Source organism: Paenalcaligenes niemegkensis, from assembly GCF_022230885.1.
In the GTDB taxonomy this organism is placed as follows: Bacteria; Pseudomonadota; Gammaproteobacteria; order Burkholderiales; family Burkholderiaceae_B; genus Paenalcaligenes; species Paenalcaligenes niemegkensis.
On record NZ_JAKGCT010000004.1, the window covers coordinates 679,241 to 694,758 of the forward strand.

Below are 15,518 nucleotides of genomic sequence, written 5' to 3' on the forward strand. Positions count from 1 at the left end.
ATCTCCCTAGTAGTTGTCTGCCGGACTCGGGCGAAACGTCCAGGTACGCATTTGCTCGGCCCTGGCATCACCTCGTGCCTCGGCATCGAGTTCTGCCGCAATCCGGGCTGCCTCTGCGTTGTGTTGGGCGGTCAACATGGTGCGAATCTGCAAGAGCTGGTTGGCCTGCTGGCTGGCGAGCTGGTTGGCGTAACCGATGGCCTGTAGCTGACCTTGTGCTCCCTGGGCTGCGCCTTGCAGCCGCTCCAGAGTACGGGCGTCATCCTTCAAAGCCTTTTGCTGGTCGGCCACGGTCTGGAACAACGCATCGTTGGCCCTCTTTTGCGACTCGGACGCCAGGCGGCGGTTTTCAGCCATTGCGGCCCGCTCCGCATCCGTGCAGCCGCCGCTGCCGTTGAAGCATGGTGAGCTGCGGTAATAGGCCACGTCCTGGAACTTGGCTAGGTAACGATCCAGGCTGCCTAGCTGGTTCTCGTAATAGGCCAGCGTGTTTTGCGCGGCAATCAGCCGGTTGATCGTGGTCTGCGCCTGATCCCAGATATACGCAGCCGGGGCCATCGTGTTCTGTAGCTGGTTTTCGTACTGCTGCAACTGGGTCTGGTATTGCTCGATCTGCTTGAGCGTCTGCGCTACAGACTCGATGGCAGTCATGATGTTCTGGGTCAGGTTGCCGCCGTCGATGACGGGGATACCGGCCTGAACAGGGGTGGAGGTGATAGTGGTGATGCCGGTTGCGAGCGCAACGGCTAGAGCGGTTTTTTTAGCCGCTAAAATTTTGGACTTCATGGTCGTACTCCGTCGATGAAAAGAAGGCATTGCCTTGACCAAGCTTGTGCTTGTTCTCGGCAACGTTTCATCGAAGAGCTACGCCACTAGCTGATCGGTATCGCCCTTGGCGCTGAGGCCCGGACTTACAAAACGTAAACTACTTTGTTTTTTTATCGCTGTCGGACAAGCCAACTTCCCGGCCGATCTCTCCCAGCCCTAGCGGCTGTACTGCTGCCGTTAGTATTTCGCGTATCTCCGCGTCGGTGCTCCTATCGTTGAGCGCTGCTCGAACTTTCAACGCACGGTGCACCTCGGCGGGCAAATTTCTGATAAGCACATTTGCCATATCAATGCCCTTTGGTGTACCTGGAAACAATGCTATCAAAGATAGCAAAAATAACAAGTCCTATAACCCTCATCTTGCAACCGGCGGCAGCCGATCAGCCCCGCAGGGCAGGATTCCCGTTGAGCGCCCCCGGCGCGAATAAGGGACAGTGAAGATAGATAACCGGCTTGCCGGTTAGCTAACTTCACCCATCCTGCCCGCATTTCACCCACTATTGAAAATCTAGCGCAGATCGAACGTAAAGCGTTTTATCGTCAAACAAACACCGATTCTTGGCAACATAACCGTAATCGTCACCAAATCGGCATGCAATCGACATAGTTGCTTCAAAATCGCTGTTCAATCGGCTTTAAATCGGAACCTAAAACACCAGCAATCGACACAAACCACTCGCCCCGATGGGGCGAGTTGGACGCCAAGAAAGAAGGGCATAACCCGCCCCTCAAGTGTCAATGAACACAAGAAATTTGCCTCCCCTCCGGTAATACCACTAAGGCGACGTATTGATACTTGGGGGCAACCTTTCCGGATGTTGACACCTTCACGCAGGTTACTGGTTATGCGCGTCCAGCACGCATGGCTCATTCCTGCTTGGTAATAATAAGAATAATAATCTTCTTATTATTCTTACCGAACGAATGGGCACTGCTTAGCCATTTCAATTTTTGAGCCAAGGTTTCAGTACAGATAACCTACAAGCGCACACAGAGGCCCTCCAGCGCCGTTAGACGCAGGTTCTGCTTCAGCACAGGAGCACAAGACCCCGGATTGCTTTCCCCTCTCACAAAGCATCTCAGCGGCCACTAAAGCCATCCTCTCTTCTTGGCGTTAAACCATCGGCCTATGGCCGATTGAGAAAGCCCGTCAGGGCTTTATTGGCAAGGTCAGAACGCGCCCTCAAGGCGCGAGCTGCACCGCGCATGATGGATTATCTTTAGATAATCTTGGATGGATTTCTCAAACTGCCCGCAAAGCAGCTCCCCGTCTGGGTTTTCCAGATTGGGACGGGGAACGTTACGACGGCAGAAGGGGAGCGTTACGACGGCAACAAGGGAACGTTACGACGGTAAACGGGTGCAGTTACCGTGGGGCCAGGCCTCTTGATTTCCCATTTTCCCTTGGCGTATTCGTTCACTATCCAACCCACGGCGGCAAGTTCGGCCAGTGCCTTCCGGGCAGTCTGACGGCGTTTTTTCATAGCTTCGGCATTGGCTTCGTCTGGCCAGACATAGCCGCAAAGCGTGTCCAGTTCCACGCGCCCGGATTTGCCGGGGTCGATCCAGCCACATAGCCGTTGATGCATCAGCCGCGCTGGATCAGTCTGTAGCACCCGCACTTCCGCCATGTCGATACGGGCATATGGACGATGCCCCAGGATCGCTTCAGCAATGCGCGGATTCAGGGCAACCCATAGCCTGCCGTCCGTCTCGTCAAAAGCATGACTCATCAGGTGGAACGCGGCTTGCCGCCGTCCCTTCGTCACAAGGATGGTGACGTTCGACATGCGTAGCAGACTGGCTTTGAGCGCCTTGATATTGTCGCCGCTATCCGTCATGCCCGTTTCTGAGAGCAGTTTGGTCAGACTCTCACGAACCACCAAGCCGTCTTGCTCAATGGCTTCGAAACGGGGTTCAAGGAATAGCCGTAGCTGTCGCCCCGTCTCACTGGTCGGTTCCGGAGTTAGCAAGATGCCGTTCGGGCCGCCAAGGGCCACGATGCCTTGCAAAAGACGCATATCATCGGCGCCGAGAGGTTCGAATCCGACGAAACGCATGGATTCGTCCTCGCCAAAGGTGTAGGTCACGTCCAGCTTGCAGCGTTTGCGATCGCCACGCTTGAGGCTGCGGAACAGGCCAGGTGCCAAACAGTGCGCGGGATCATGTCGGACGTGGGTCAGGTCATGCTTAGGCTTCTTCACGCTGTCTCCTTTTCACCCTGCACTGCCGCTCCAGTACAGCAGGCTTCAACACGCCACCGTCGTGCCGTCTAAACCAGAGTTCTTGAAAAGGTGCGCCATAGTTGGCCTTGCTGACGCCAAAGCGGACAAAATACCCACGCTGACAATCATCGACCCCCAGTATCTCGGCTTCGCCTTGCGTCATGCCGGATAAGTACGATTGCCAACGGATGTTATCAACCAGTACGGACGATCCACGACTGGCCTGCTGTTGATCGCCCGACCCCATCATGGCTGCGCTTTTACTCGCGTGATGCAGAAACATAATGGAGCAGCCTGTATCAGCGGCTATGGCCTCCATGTACCCAACAACCTGCGCCATCGGCCCGCTAGCGTTCTCCTCCTCAATGTGGAAGCGCCGCAAAGTGTCCAAGATCATCAAGCGACGACCTTCAGCGGCTCGATTGAGAGCATCGAACCAGCTAGCAGCCGTGATGTTGGGGCATTTACCGATCAAGGGTTCAATGAGCAAGCCATCAGCCACGGCTTGCCGTTCTGCGGCGCTGAGGTGTGCCCCAAGGGCGTGCAGACGATGGTGAATAGCGGACGGTGGATCTTCAGCAGGCAGATAGACCACTTGCCCGGTGGGAAACTCGCCTATTTCAAGTAAATCAGGCCCGCCTGCAATCTGTGCCGCCAATTGAAGGGCCAACATGGATTTACCAGCCCCACCAGGCGATACAAGAGCACCAACAGTGCCTGCAACCATATTAGGCAAAACATAATCAATGGGTGGCGGCAATTCCGTGAAAGCCGCCATAAGATCAAGAGCCATATAACTAGCCCTCTATAGGGCCAGGTCGCGCAGCTTGATCACCCGATGATTTACGTGCCTCAATCCAATCTTCGACCTCTGACAAATCCCAGGCGACATTTCTACTGGTTAACGCGATACGGCGTGGAAAATCCCCTCGCTGTTCCAGGTTATAAATTGTTCGTGTCGAAAGCGGGATCATCTCCAGGAGCTTCTTCCTGTTGATGAGGGTCTTGATATTTTGCATGGGTCAATACCTCTCAAATGAATAGTTGCTATTCATCGAGTAGCTGCGCGAAGCAGCTAGTCGGTAATTGACCTGCCCGATGCCAATGGCGGCCTTATTTATAAATTCACGGCATCAACTTCAATGCTATCAAAGATAGCAAAAACATCAACCCTTACTGCCTCCCAAAGTCCACTCATCAATCATATTCGCCCAATCTTGCAACATCTCTGTCCGCTGCTCGCGATACTCTGCCTTGTTGTACACGGCCCTCACGCCCTTCTGTTCATGCGCCAGGCACTTCTCGATCCAGTCAGTGTTGTAGCCGGCCTCATGCAACAGCGTGCTGGCCGTACGCCGTAAATCATGCGGCCCGAACTTGGCCAGCGACTGTCCGTCTTTCTGTGCCGCTTTGTAAGTCAGGGTCAACACCTGGTTGAGTGTGGCAGCACTCATCGGCGTATCCGAGTCGTACCGGGATGGCAAAACGAAGTCGGAACCACCGGCAAAGGTTTTCAGGGCAATGAAAATATCCAACGCCTGCTGAGACAAGAACACCAGGTGCGGATTGCGCCGCTTCATCCTTTCCTTCGGAATAGTCCAAAGCGCTTCACTGAAATTGATTTCGCTCCAGGTCGCATTGGTCAGCTCGCTTTTGCGTACCATCGTCAGTAGCAACAGCTTGGCCGCCGCACGATTTGTCGGACTTGTTCCCACCCGCTCCATGTACCGATACATCAGCCCGATTTCTTCTGGCGTCAACGCACGGTCACGCGGCTCGAACCGGGCGATGGATGCTGCACGCACCAAGGTTGCCGGATTCTCAACCTTCTGGCCGCGTTCGATTGCCCAGCGATACACGTTTAATACGATTTCCCGCACATGAACGGCGGTGGCCGGTGCGCCCCGGTCAACGATGGTATCGGTCAGCGCCCGCAAGTCCTCATGGGTAATCTCCACCAGCTTCTGATTGCTGAATTTCGGCTTCAGCTCGCGCTCATAGACCGAACGGCGCATGTCGCGGGTGGAGTCGGCCATCTGGTAGCCGCGCAGCCACTTTTCCGCCCAGGCACCGAACGTCTCTGCATCCTTGACCCGCGCCTTGTCTCGGGCCTTCTCCTTGGCCGGAGACTTGCCCGCCGCGACCATCTTCTTGGCGTCACCTAACTGCTCTCGGGCTTCTGCCAGGGTGATGCCCCCGACGCCGTAACGACCAAAGGTGATGGTTTCCTGCCGCCCATTGAGCGAGTAGTTGTAGCGGAACGAAACAGCACCAGCAGGCGTGACGGCAACATACAGGCCATCCCGGTCATTCACCTTGTAGAGCTTGTCCCTGGGCTTGAGATTGCGCAGCTTGGTATCGGTCAGCATGTACCTTGTCCCTCTTCGTTTTCGATACCATGCTGAAAAAACGTCAAATTTATGGTGTTTTTTCTATATAAAACAATAGATTAGTAAAACTCAATACCATGAGAAAACAAAAAAGAGCTGCATGGTATCGGCCTCAATCATGGCATCGTCAGTCGATAGTACCAGCTTTAATGCCATGCTAAAACGGTGCTTGGCGCTTCCTTCAGTTGCCAGACCATGCCAGATGAAATGACAAAAAAGCCCGCAATTACGCGGGCTTAGCAGCTTTTTATGCCATCAGCTGCCTGGCCGTGCCAGACGCAGGATCACTCCCACTCAATCGTCGCCGGCGGCTTGCTCGACACATCATAAGTAACGCGGTTAATGCCACGCACTTCGTTGATGATCCGTCCCGAGACACGCTTGAGCAGCGCATAGGGTAGTTCGGCCCAATCTGCAGTCATGAAATCAGAGGTCTCGACCGCACGAAGCGCGACCACGTATTCGTAGGTGCGGCTGTCACCCATAACACCCACGCTTTTGACTGGCAAGAAGACGGTGAAGGCTTGCGAGGTCAGTTCGTACCAGCTTTTGCCGGTCGCCGGATCAACGGTGTTGTTCAGCTCTTCGATAAAAATAGCGTCAGCTCTGCGCAGCAGATCGGCGTACTCTTTTTTAACTTCGCCCAAAATGCGCACACCTAACCCTGGTCCAGGAAATGGGTGTCTGTACACCATGCCTGGAGGCAAGCCGAGCTCTACACCCAACTTGCGAACTTCGTCTTTGAAGAGTTCGCGTAAAGGCTCAAGCAAACGTAGATTCAGCGTTTCGGGTAAACCACCCACGTTATGGTGTGACTTGATTCCGGTTGCCTTGCCAGACTTGGCCGCAGCGGATTCAATGACGTCGGGATAAATCGTGCCTTGTGCCAGCCAGCGCGCGTTTTTCAGCTTGGAGGCTTCGTCCTGGAAGATATGAACGAACTCTTTACCAATAATCTTACGTTTAGCTTCGGGGTCGGTGACGCCGGCCAGTTCAGACAAGAACCGGGCCGAGGCATCGACATGGATCACTTTCATGCCGAAGTTATCGGCAAAGGTCGCCATGACCTGCTTGCCTTCATCCAGCCGCAACAAACCGTGATCTACAAATACGCAGGTTAGCTGGTCGCCAATGGCGCGATGGATTAATGCCGCCGCCACGGATGAGTCAACCCCGCCTGACAAGCCCAGAACGACCTCGTCATCGCCCACTTGCTCGCGAATATTGCGTATCGCCTCATCTACGTAATCTGGCATGTTCCAGTCGCCGGTGCAACCACAAATTGTCTGTACAAAGCGGCTGATAATGGCCGGACCTTGAACAGTATGGGTAACTTCGGGATGGAACTGTACACCGTAGAATCGGCGTGCCTCGTCGGCCATGCCGGCAATAGCACATGAAGCGGTAGAGGCCATCAGTTTAAAGCCCGGGGGCAAGGCCGTGACTTTATCGCCGTGGCTCATCCAGACCTTGAGCATGCCGTGGCCTTCGGGCGTTACAAAGTCTTGAATATCGTTAAGCAACGCAGTGTGGCCATGTGCACGCACTTCTGCATAACCGAACTCGCGCTGCTCGGAACCTTCAAGCTCTCCGCCCAGTTGGAGGGCCATGGCTTGCATTCCATAACAGATACCCAGCACCGGCACACCGCGAGTGAACACGGCTGCCGGAACCTTTAAGGCATCGTCGGCGTAGGCTGACGCATGGCTGCCCGACAGAATAATACCCTGCAAGCCTTCTTGCGCATTGATGAAATCGTCACCAACATCGCCTGGGTGGATTTCGCAGTAAGCCCCTGCCTCTCGAACCCGTCGGGCGATGAGCTGGGTAACTTGTGAGCCGTAATCAAGAATAAGTATGCGCTGATGCATGAGTAGAGTGTGTTAAATAGATAGGTACTGCAAATAAGAAACAAATCGGCCACGTTGCTTCTACAACGTGGCCGATTTACCAGACGCCAAACGCCTATCGGCCTGGCGCCTTAGTCGGCACGATAGTTCGGTGCCTCTTTGGTGATTTGTACATCATGTACATGGGATTCGCGCACACCGGCCGCCGTGATTTCCACGAACTCGGATTTTTCGTGCAGCTCTTTAACTGAGGCACAGCCGCAGTAACCCATAGCTGCGCGTATGCCACCCGTTAGCTGTTGAATAATACCAATCACACTACCTTTATAAGGCACACGGCCCTCGATACCCTCAGGCACAAGCTTGTCTGCGTTATTGGAGGCGTCCTGGAAATAACGATCAGCCGAACCGTCGACCATCGCGCCTAAGCTGCCCATGCCGCGGTAAGACTTGTAGGAACGGCCCTGAAACAGCACGACTTCGCCTGGCGCCTCTTCGGTACCGGCAAACATTCCACCCATCATGCAAATCGATGCACCTGCGGCCAATGCTTTGGCAACATCACCAGAGAATCGGATGCCACCGTCGGCAATGAGGGGGACGCCCGTACCGGCCAGCGCTTTGGCAACGTCAGCAATCGCTGATATCTGGGGAACACCCACACCCGCAATAATGCGCGTAGTGCAGATTGAACCAGGGCCAATACCGACTTTGACGCAATCTGCCCCGGCCTCGACCAGCGCCAGCGCCGCCGCCGCTGTGGCAATGTTACCGCCGATGACCTGAATATGCGGATAATTTTTCTTGACCCAGCGTACGCGATCAATAACACCTTTGGTGTGACCGTGAGCCGTATCCACCACAATGGCATCAACCCCGGCACGTGCCAGTTTTTCAACGCGTTCATCGGTGTCAGCACCTACCCCTACTGCTGCCCCGACCCGCAGCTGCCCATGGGAATCTTTGGAGGCAAAGGGATGCTCGGTGTTTTTAACGATGTCTTTGACGGTGGCCAGACCGCGCAGCTGAAAGGCGTCGTTAACGATGAGTACACGCTCGAGTCGGTGCTTATGCATCAAGGCCTGTGCTTTATCGAGCGTAGCACCTTCATTCATTGTGACAAGACGCTCTTTGGGGGTCATGACTTCGCTGATGGCGAGATCGAGACGGTCTTCAAAGCGTAAATCGCGGTTAGTGACAATACCGACCAGCTGATCACCCTGCACCACTGGCAAGCCCGAAAAACCATGCTGCTTTTGCAGTTTGATGGCATCGCGAACTGTCATGCTGGGCGTTACGGTGATGGGATCGATAACAATACCGAACTCGTGCCGCTTGACCCGCGCAACTTCGCGTGCCTGTTCGTCAGCGGTGAGGTTTTTATGAATGATGCCTATTCCGCCCTCTTGCGCCATGGCAATAGCCAGGCGCGCTTCGGTCACGGTATCCATAGCAGCGGACACCAGCGGAATATTCAGCGAGATATCGCGTGTGAACTGCGATACCAATGAGGTGTCGCGTGGTAAGACTTCTGAATAAGCAGGTACCAACAACACGTCGTCGAAGGTAAGCGCTTTTTTGATGAGACGCATGAAAATTTACTCCGTCCAAAGCCAGATTATACGCTTAAGCAATCAACCAATCCAGACCCGTGCATTTTGAAATAAGCGCATCCAGGGTGTGAAGCCGCCGTTTGTTGTCTCAGCACCACCTGTATCCGCTGGCCCCCAGCTATCAGGCGCCCACGAAAGCATTACATTACGGGTAACACGCTCGGGGTGAGGCATTAATATGGTAAAGCGGCCATCGGCAGTGGTTGCACCCGCCAGGCCTTGTGGGCTGCCATTCGGATTAAAGGGATATTGCTCGGTGACTTGACCCCGATTGTCTATGTAATTCGCGACGCTAAGTATGGCTGACTGATCACCCTGCTGTTCGAAGTTTGCATAGCCTTCGCCATGCGCTGCAACGATAGGCAGCCGCGCCCCTTCTAAACCATTAAAGAAGATGGAGGGTGAATTGGCGATTTTCACCGTAATCAGTCGGGCTTCGTATTTTTCAGATTGGTTTCGCGTGAACCGTGGCCAGTTTTCTGCACCGGGAATCATCGGAGCCAACGCCGCCATCATTTGGCAACCATTGCAAACGCCCAGCGCAAAGGTATTTTGGCGATCAAAAAACGCCGCAAACTGATCACTCAATAACGAATTGAAACGAATGGTTTTGGCCCAGCCCTCGCCAGCGCCCAACACATCACCGTAGCTAAAACCACCCGCTGCCACCACCCCTGGAAGTCATCCAACCTGCTACGTCCTGACAACAGGTCGGTCATGTGCAGGTCGACCACCTCGAAACCGGCCGTATCAAATGCCCATGCCATCTCGACCTGACTGTTACATCCTTGCTCGCGCATGACAGCAATACGAGGGCGGGCACCTGCAGCGATAAAGGGGGCAGCGATATTTTCTTGTGGGTTAAGGTCTGCGCTGACCGTAATACCCGGATCAGCGGCATCATCCCACAGGGCGAATTCGGCTTTAGCACTTTCAGGGTTATCGCGCATCGCCATCACGCGGCGGCTGACCTCGCTCCATTGCCTGGCAAGCTCAATACGGGAAGCCTGGAAAATACTGCTGCCATCGCGATAGATTTCGATCTGATCGCTGCTGTTGGGAGCACCAATTACGTGCGAATAGGCGGATAAGCCCACGGCACGCAGACGCTGTAATACGATGTCTCGCTGTGCCTGACTGACTTGAATAACAGCACCGGCTTCTTCATTGAAGAGGGCCTTGATTGTCAGCTCATCACGCTGCACTGCCACCTGCTCTGGCCTGATTTTGAAATCACCCCAGTCGGCCGAGTGCGGGTCAATGGTGAGCATATCAATATTTATCGAAACACCAACCTTAGCAGCAAACGACATCTCGGCTATGGTCGCCAGCAGGCCACCATCAGAGCGGTCGTGATAGGCATGTACCAGCCCCTCGTTGCAGAGGGCTCGCACTTCGTGGAAAAACGCCAGCAGCAGTGCAGCGTTGTCGATGTCCGGAGCCTGTTCGCCTACTTGATTAAAGGTATGCGCCAGCACCGACGCGCCCATGCGCTGTTGGCCCAGGCCCAGATCGATCAGAATAAGGCAGGTATCGCCCACATCAGTGCGTAGCTGAGGCGTAAGTGTTTTACGTACGTCGCCTACTTGAGCAAAGGCGGTCACCACCAAGGAGACCGGTGCCACCACATCACGTTCGACGCCGTCCTCTTCCCACGCGGTACGCATCGACAAGGAGTCTTTGCCTACCGGAATCGACAGACCCAGCTCTTGGCACCACTGGCTAACGGCAGTAACCGTATCAAATAACGCTGCATCCTGGCCCGGAACACCGCAGGCCGCCATCCAGTTGGCCGACAGTTTGATATCTTTCATGGAGGCAACATCGGCAGCCACCAGATTCGTCAGTGATTCGGCGACCGCCATACGGCCTGAAGCGGGAGCATTCAGCATGGCGATAGGGCTGCGTTCGCCCATAGCCATGGCTTCACCACGCACACCTTCGTAGTCGGCCAGCGTAACAGCACAATCGGCTACGGGGATTTGCCAGGGACCTACCATTTGATCGCGGCTGCACAGTCCGCCCACACTTCGGTCGCCAATGGTAATTAAAAAGTTTTTACTGGCCACTGTAGGGTGGCGCAGCACCCGGGACACTGCCTCGGCAAGCGGGACTACAGTTAAGTCAAGTGGCTCGGATACGCCCTCTTGGCGGGCCACATCGCGCACCATACGCGGTGCCTTTCCAAGAATCACATCCATGGGTACATCAACCGGACGCTCACCCTGCCGAGGCTGGGTCTCATCAATACCAGGCAGCCCCTCGCCCATCGTCACTCGTAGCTGACGCTCTTCAGTGGCCACACCCACGACAGCCCACAGGCAGCGTTCACGTTCAGCAATTTGTTTGAAACGTTCCAGATTGTCAGGAGCGATGGCCAACACATAGCGCTCCTGGGATTCGTTGCTCCAGATCTCTGCAGGTGACAGCCCAGACTCTTCAAGGGGCACATGACTTAATTCAAAAATGGCACCACGGCCCGCATCATTAACGAGCTCGGGGAATGCGTTCGACAGGCCGCCTGCACCCACATCATGGATTGCAATAATGGGGTTGTTATCGCCCTGCTGCCAGCAGCGGTCAATAACCTCTTGTGCCCGGCGCTGCATTTCAGGATTACCACGCTGCACCGAGTCGAAATCAAGCTGAGCCAGGTTCACCCCCGAGCTCATGCTGGATGCCGCGCCGCCGCCCATGCCGATACGCATACCTGGCCCGCCAATCTGCACTAACAATGCACCCACTGGCAATGGATCTTTATGGGTAAGGCGTCCATCAATGGAGCCCAGTCCCCCGCGATCATAATGGGCTTGTGGTAGCCCCAGCGGGTAGCACCTGCGGTCTGCTCGAAGGTGCGGAAATAACCCAGCAAGTTAGGACGGCCGAATTCATTGTTAAAGGCAGCGCCCCCAATAGGACCATTAATCATGATGTCCAGCGCGGAAGCAATTCGGCTGCAAGAGCCATGCGAGTCAGACTCCCAGGGCTCAATCGCATCAGGAAACCGCAAGTTGGAAACGGTATAACCTGTTAACCCGGCCTTGGGGCGAGAACCGCGGCCTGTCGCGCCCTCGTCACGGATCTCACCCCCGGAACCCGTTGCCGCACCTGGGAAAGGCGCAATGGCCGTGGGGTGATTATGGGTCTCCACCTTCATCAAGGTGTGCAAGGTAGTGTCGAAACGTCCGTACGCGCCCTTGCCTTCGGAGTCGGGAAGCGAGGCATAAAATATCTGGGCGGGCCCGCCTTCCATAATGGCTGCGTTATCGGAATAGGCGACTACGGTTTTTCTGGCTGGGCTGCGTGCGTCTCGCGAATCATGCCAAACAAGGTTTTGTTCTGAGCCTGGCCATCAATGACCCATTGCGCGTTGAATATCTTGTGTCTGCAATGCTCGCTGTTCGCCTGCGCAAACATCATTAACTCTACGTCGTTGGGATTGCGGTCCAACTGATTGAAGGCCTCGAGCAGGTACTCAATTTCGTCTTCGGACAGCGCCAGGCCCATGCTTTGATTGGCCTCTTCCAGCGCCACTTGCCCCCTGCCCAGAATATCGACAAAGCGCATGGGCTTGCCGCTGAGCTCCTGGAATAGCTCGCCACCGTTGAAATTAACATCGACCACGGTTTCGGTCATGCGGTCGTGCAGCTCGTTGGCGATAAGACGCAATTGCTCTTCATCAAGTGCTTTACTACCCAGTAGCCCGCGCTGCGGCGTGATGATGTAGCGCACCCCGCGCTCGATACGGCGGATGCCTTCAATGCCGCAATTTTTTGCGATATCGGTTGCTTTACTGGCCCATGGCGAAACGGTACCAATACGCGGCACAACACCTAAGCTTAATTCGTTGTTCGCGACCTGGACACTATCAAGGCGAGGGCGCCCGTCATCAAGCAATGCGTGCAGCTTTTCCGTATTACCGGCATCCAGGCCCGACTCTGAAGTCCATACATAATATTCGTAAAATCCTTGCACATTGGCCACAGGAAGATTCAACTCGTTAAACCGCTGCAGAAGCCGTTCGCGTCTGAAAGAAGATAAAAATGAAGAGCCGGAGAAGTGCAAGATGGAGTTCACGTTGTGGGCAATGCAAAAGGAGTATAAGAAATGCGCGTTATTTTAACCGCAACAGCGGGAAGAATCCCGCAGAAAGGATATTTGTCGCTTAATGATCTAATTCATCATCGGGTTCAGCCGGCTCGTCAGGATAGGAAACCTCGAGGACATCGAGTTCTTCAATGCCTCCTGGCGTACGCAACACCACGCTATCGCCTTCACGGGCTTTAGTTAATGCACGAGCCACGGGCGAAATCCAGCTGATCTTTCCGTTAAGGGGTTCGGCTTCATCGATGCCTACAATGGTGACCGTAGTCTCATCACCCTGCGCGTTTGAATAGGTGACTGTTGCACCAAAAAACACCTGATCACGGTTAGGTTGCAATGCCGGGTCTACGACCTCGGCAATCTGCATCCGTTTGGTCAGAAAACGAATACGCCTGTCAATTTCGCGAAGACGTTTTTTACCGTAGATGTAATCGCCATTTTCGGATCTGTCTCCGTTAGAGGCTGCCCACGACACCACCTGTACGATTTCCGGGCGCTCTACGTTCATGAGCTGCTTGAACTCTTTACGCAATGCCCGATAACCCTGCACAGTGATGTAGTTTTTAGTGCCTGCTGGGATGTTAACGGCAGGAGCGACCAGATCATCATCCAGATCGTCGTCGGTTTCTTTTACAAAAGCTTTGTTCATATATCCTCCTGGGTGGCGCTCGGCCTATAGCCAATCAGCCCACACCGGACGTAAGTCTTTGGGCGTAGGTGGCACGACGCCGACATCCAGTCGCCCTTCTCCGGGCCCATGGAAATCAGATCCACACGACACGGCAAAGTCAAAACGCCTTGCCACCTGGGCATAGGTACGATAATCATCAGTAGTGTGGCTACCTGTCACGACCTCGATAGCTTCACCGCCCAATCGCTTGAATTCGTCAAACAACGCGTCAAACTGCAAGGGCGAGAACTCGTAGCGCCCCGGATGCGCGATTACCGCCGTGCCTTGGGCCTGATGAATCCAGCTTAGGGCATCAGCCAGGCTTGCCCACTGCATCGGCACATAGGCTGCCTTGTGATCGCCCAGATAACGTTTGAACACCTCACTCATGGTGCCACAGTGCCCGCTTTCAATCAAAAATCGAGCAAAATGGGTGCGGCTTACTAACTGAGGATTGGTAGCAAAAGCCAGCGCTCCGTCATAGGCCCCCGACACGCCCAGCTCAGCAAGCCTCTCGCCTATTTTCCTTGCCCTCTCAACGCGTCCGGAGCGGATATAAGCAAGCGCATCAGACAGTTCGAGCGATTCGGGATCGATATTCAGGCCCACAATATGTACGGTACGTCCGCACCAGGTTACCGAAATCTCGACGCCCGGAATAAAATGCATGCCAAGACGTCGAGCCTCAGCTCCGGCTTCGTGTAGCCCTCCCAGTTCATCGTGATCCGTCAGCGCCCACATTTTCGCCCCATTGGCCGCTGCACGCTGTGCAAGCGCTTTGGGCGTCAAGATGCCATCGGACATCGTAGAATGGCTGTGCAGATCAATACCCAGATCAGAGATACTCATATAGCCTCTTTGGATTCGAATAGAAATTCACGCAATACTTGTATTTGCTCCTCGCTGCGCAGGCTGGGAGCGTGCCCCACACCGGCCACCTCATAAAGCCTGGCTCTGGGATTAGCCTGCAACATATCGTCGGCGGTTTGTGCGGTCAACAAATCGGAGTGCTTGCCACGTATGATTAATACGGGTTCAGTCAGGGATTGATAGGCCTGCCATAACAACGCTTCGGCAGCCTCCATGGCAGCAAAAGACTGCTCTTTAAACGGCACTGCAATACCAATATCGTAATGCTTTACCCAGCGCCCTTGCGTATCGCAAACAAATACATTGTGTGTCAGTTCTTGCCAGTCGGAATCGCTCTGGGGACCGAAATCAGCGCAGGTTTGGCGCACATGGTTTTCGGCATCAGTAAAGCGCTCGAAACTAAGCGGCAAGGCCACATAAGCGCCGATACGGGTTAAACCCTCTGTGCTGATGGCCGGGCCAATATCATTCAGTACCATTTTACCCAGAGGTATGCCCAGCCCGGGCTCAAGACCATTCAAGTGGGGGGTCTCAAACTTGCAGACATGGACAATGATCCGGACAGCGCCAGGCCTATAAGCCCCCCATGGATGTGCCAAGCCAGTCAAGGCGTGCGGGACGTAATCTGGCAATGAGCATCAGCATATCAGCGGCATACTGAGGGATGACGTAATTGGTAGGATCGAGCAGCCAGTCAGAACGACCGCGCCCCACAACATCTGGACAAACCACCCGGTACTCCGCGGCAAGAGCTCGGGCCACCGGATCGAAATCACGCCCGTTTCTGGTTAACCCATGTACGCATAACAGCACTTTGGGATTCTCTGGATCGCCCCATTCCCAATAAGCCATTCTGTGTGTCCCGCTGCTGCTGGCACACATAACATAATCCAGACGAGGGGCTGGCGAAGTAATGCCGGACAATGTCATAGAACGAAATCCAATCCGTGATATGGCTAATCAAGCAT

The 15,518-nt window shown here is 54.6% G+C and carries 10 protein-coding genes and 2 pseudogenes; all 12 read right to left on the minus strand.

Features of this window, described 5'->3' with window-relative positions; genetic code table 11:
* Nucleotides 1-6: 6 nt before the first annotated feature.
* Nucleotides 7-786 carry a P-type conjugative transfer protein TrbJ gene (gene trbJ, locus L1889_RS07320; protein WP_238664586.1) on the minus strand — a complete coding sequence of 260 codons (780 nt, stop codon included), beginning with the start codon at nucleotides 784-786 and terminating at the stop codon, nucleotides 7-9.
* Between the two features lie 139 nt (nucleotides 787-925).
* The gene (locus tag L1889_RS07325) at nucleotides 926-1,114 is read right to left on the minus strand and encodes a FitA-like ribbon-helix-helix domain-containing protein (RefSeq protein ID WP_238664587.1); all 189 of its coding nucleotides are present in this window, start codon (nucleotides 1,112-1,114) and stop codon (nucleotides 926-928) included.
* 1,036 nt (nucleotides 1,115-2,150) lie between these two features.
* Nucleotides 2,151-3,032: a replication protein C, IncQ-type gene (repC, locus tag L1889_RS07330; RefSeq protein WP_238664588.1), complete on the minus strand. Its 882-nt coding sequence runs from the start codon at nucleotides 3,030-3,032 to the stop codon at nucleotides 2,151-2,153.
* Nucleotides 3,019-3,846, minus strand: a complete 828-nt coding sequence (locus tag L1889_RS07335; RefSeq protein WP_238664589.1) for a helicase RepA family protein — start codon at nucleotides 3,844-3,846, stop codon at nucleotides 3,019-3,021. The genes repC and L1889_RS07335 overlap by 14 nt, the downstream gene beginning before the upstream one ends.
* A 4-nt stretch (nucleotides 3,847-3,850) precedes the next feature.
* Entirely contained in the window at nucleotides 3,851-4,072 is a 222-nt protein-coding gene (locus L1889_RS07340) for a helix-turn-helix transcriptional regulator (protein ID WP_238664590.1), read from the minus strand.
* Nucleotides 4,073-4,219: 147 nt separating this feature from the next.
* On the minus strand, nucleotides 4,220-5,422 hold the full coding sequence (locus L1889_RS07345) for a tyrosine-type recombinase/integrase (RefSeq protein WP_238664591.1): 1,203 nt from the start codon (nucleotides 5,420-5,422) through the stop codon (nucleotides 4,220-4,222).
* A gap of 305 nt (nucleotides 5,423-5,727) precedes the next feature.
* The gene (gene guaA, locus L1889_RS07350) at nucleotides 5,728-7,314 is read right to left on the minus strand and encodes a glutamine-hydrolyzing GMP synthase (protein ID WP_238664592.1); all 1,587 of its coding nucleotides are present in this window, start codon (nucleotides 7,312-7,314) and stop codon (nucleotides 5,728-5,730) included.
* 110 nt (nucleotides 7,315-7,424) lie between these two features.
* Complete coding sequence (gene guaB, locus L1889_RS07355) at nucleotides 7,425-8,885, minus strand: IMP dehydrogenase (protein WP_238664593.1); 1,461 nt, start codon at nucleotides 8,883-8,885, stop codon at nucleotides 7,425-7,427.
* 42 nt (nucleotides 8,886-8,927) lie between these two features.
* Nucleotides 8,928-12,983, minus strand: a pseudogene (gene purL, locus L1889_RS07360) (phosphoribosylformylglycinamidine synthase).
* An 88-nt stretch (nucleotides 12,984-13,071) separates the two neighbouring features.
* Entirely contained in the window at nucleotides 13,072-13,659 is a 588-nt protein-coding gene (gene greB, locus L1889_RS07365) for a transcription elongation factor GreB (protein WP_238664594.1), read from the minus strand.
* Between the two features lie 24 nt (nucleotides 13,660-13,683).
* On the minus strand, nucleotides 13,684-14,529 hold the full coding sequence (locus L1889_RS07370) for a PHP domain-containing protein (protein ID WP_238664595.1): 846 nt from the start codon (nucleotides 14,527-14,529) through the stop codon (nucleotides 13,684-13,686).
* Nucleotides 14,526-15,432: pseudogene (locus L1889_RS07375) on the minus strand (alpha/beta fold hydrolase). The gene L1889_RS07370 and the pseudogene L1889_RS07375 overlap by 4 nt, the downstream one beginning before the upstream one ends.
* Nucleotides 15,433-15,518: the final 86 nt, after the last annotated feature.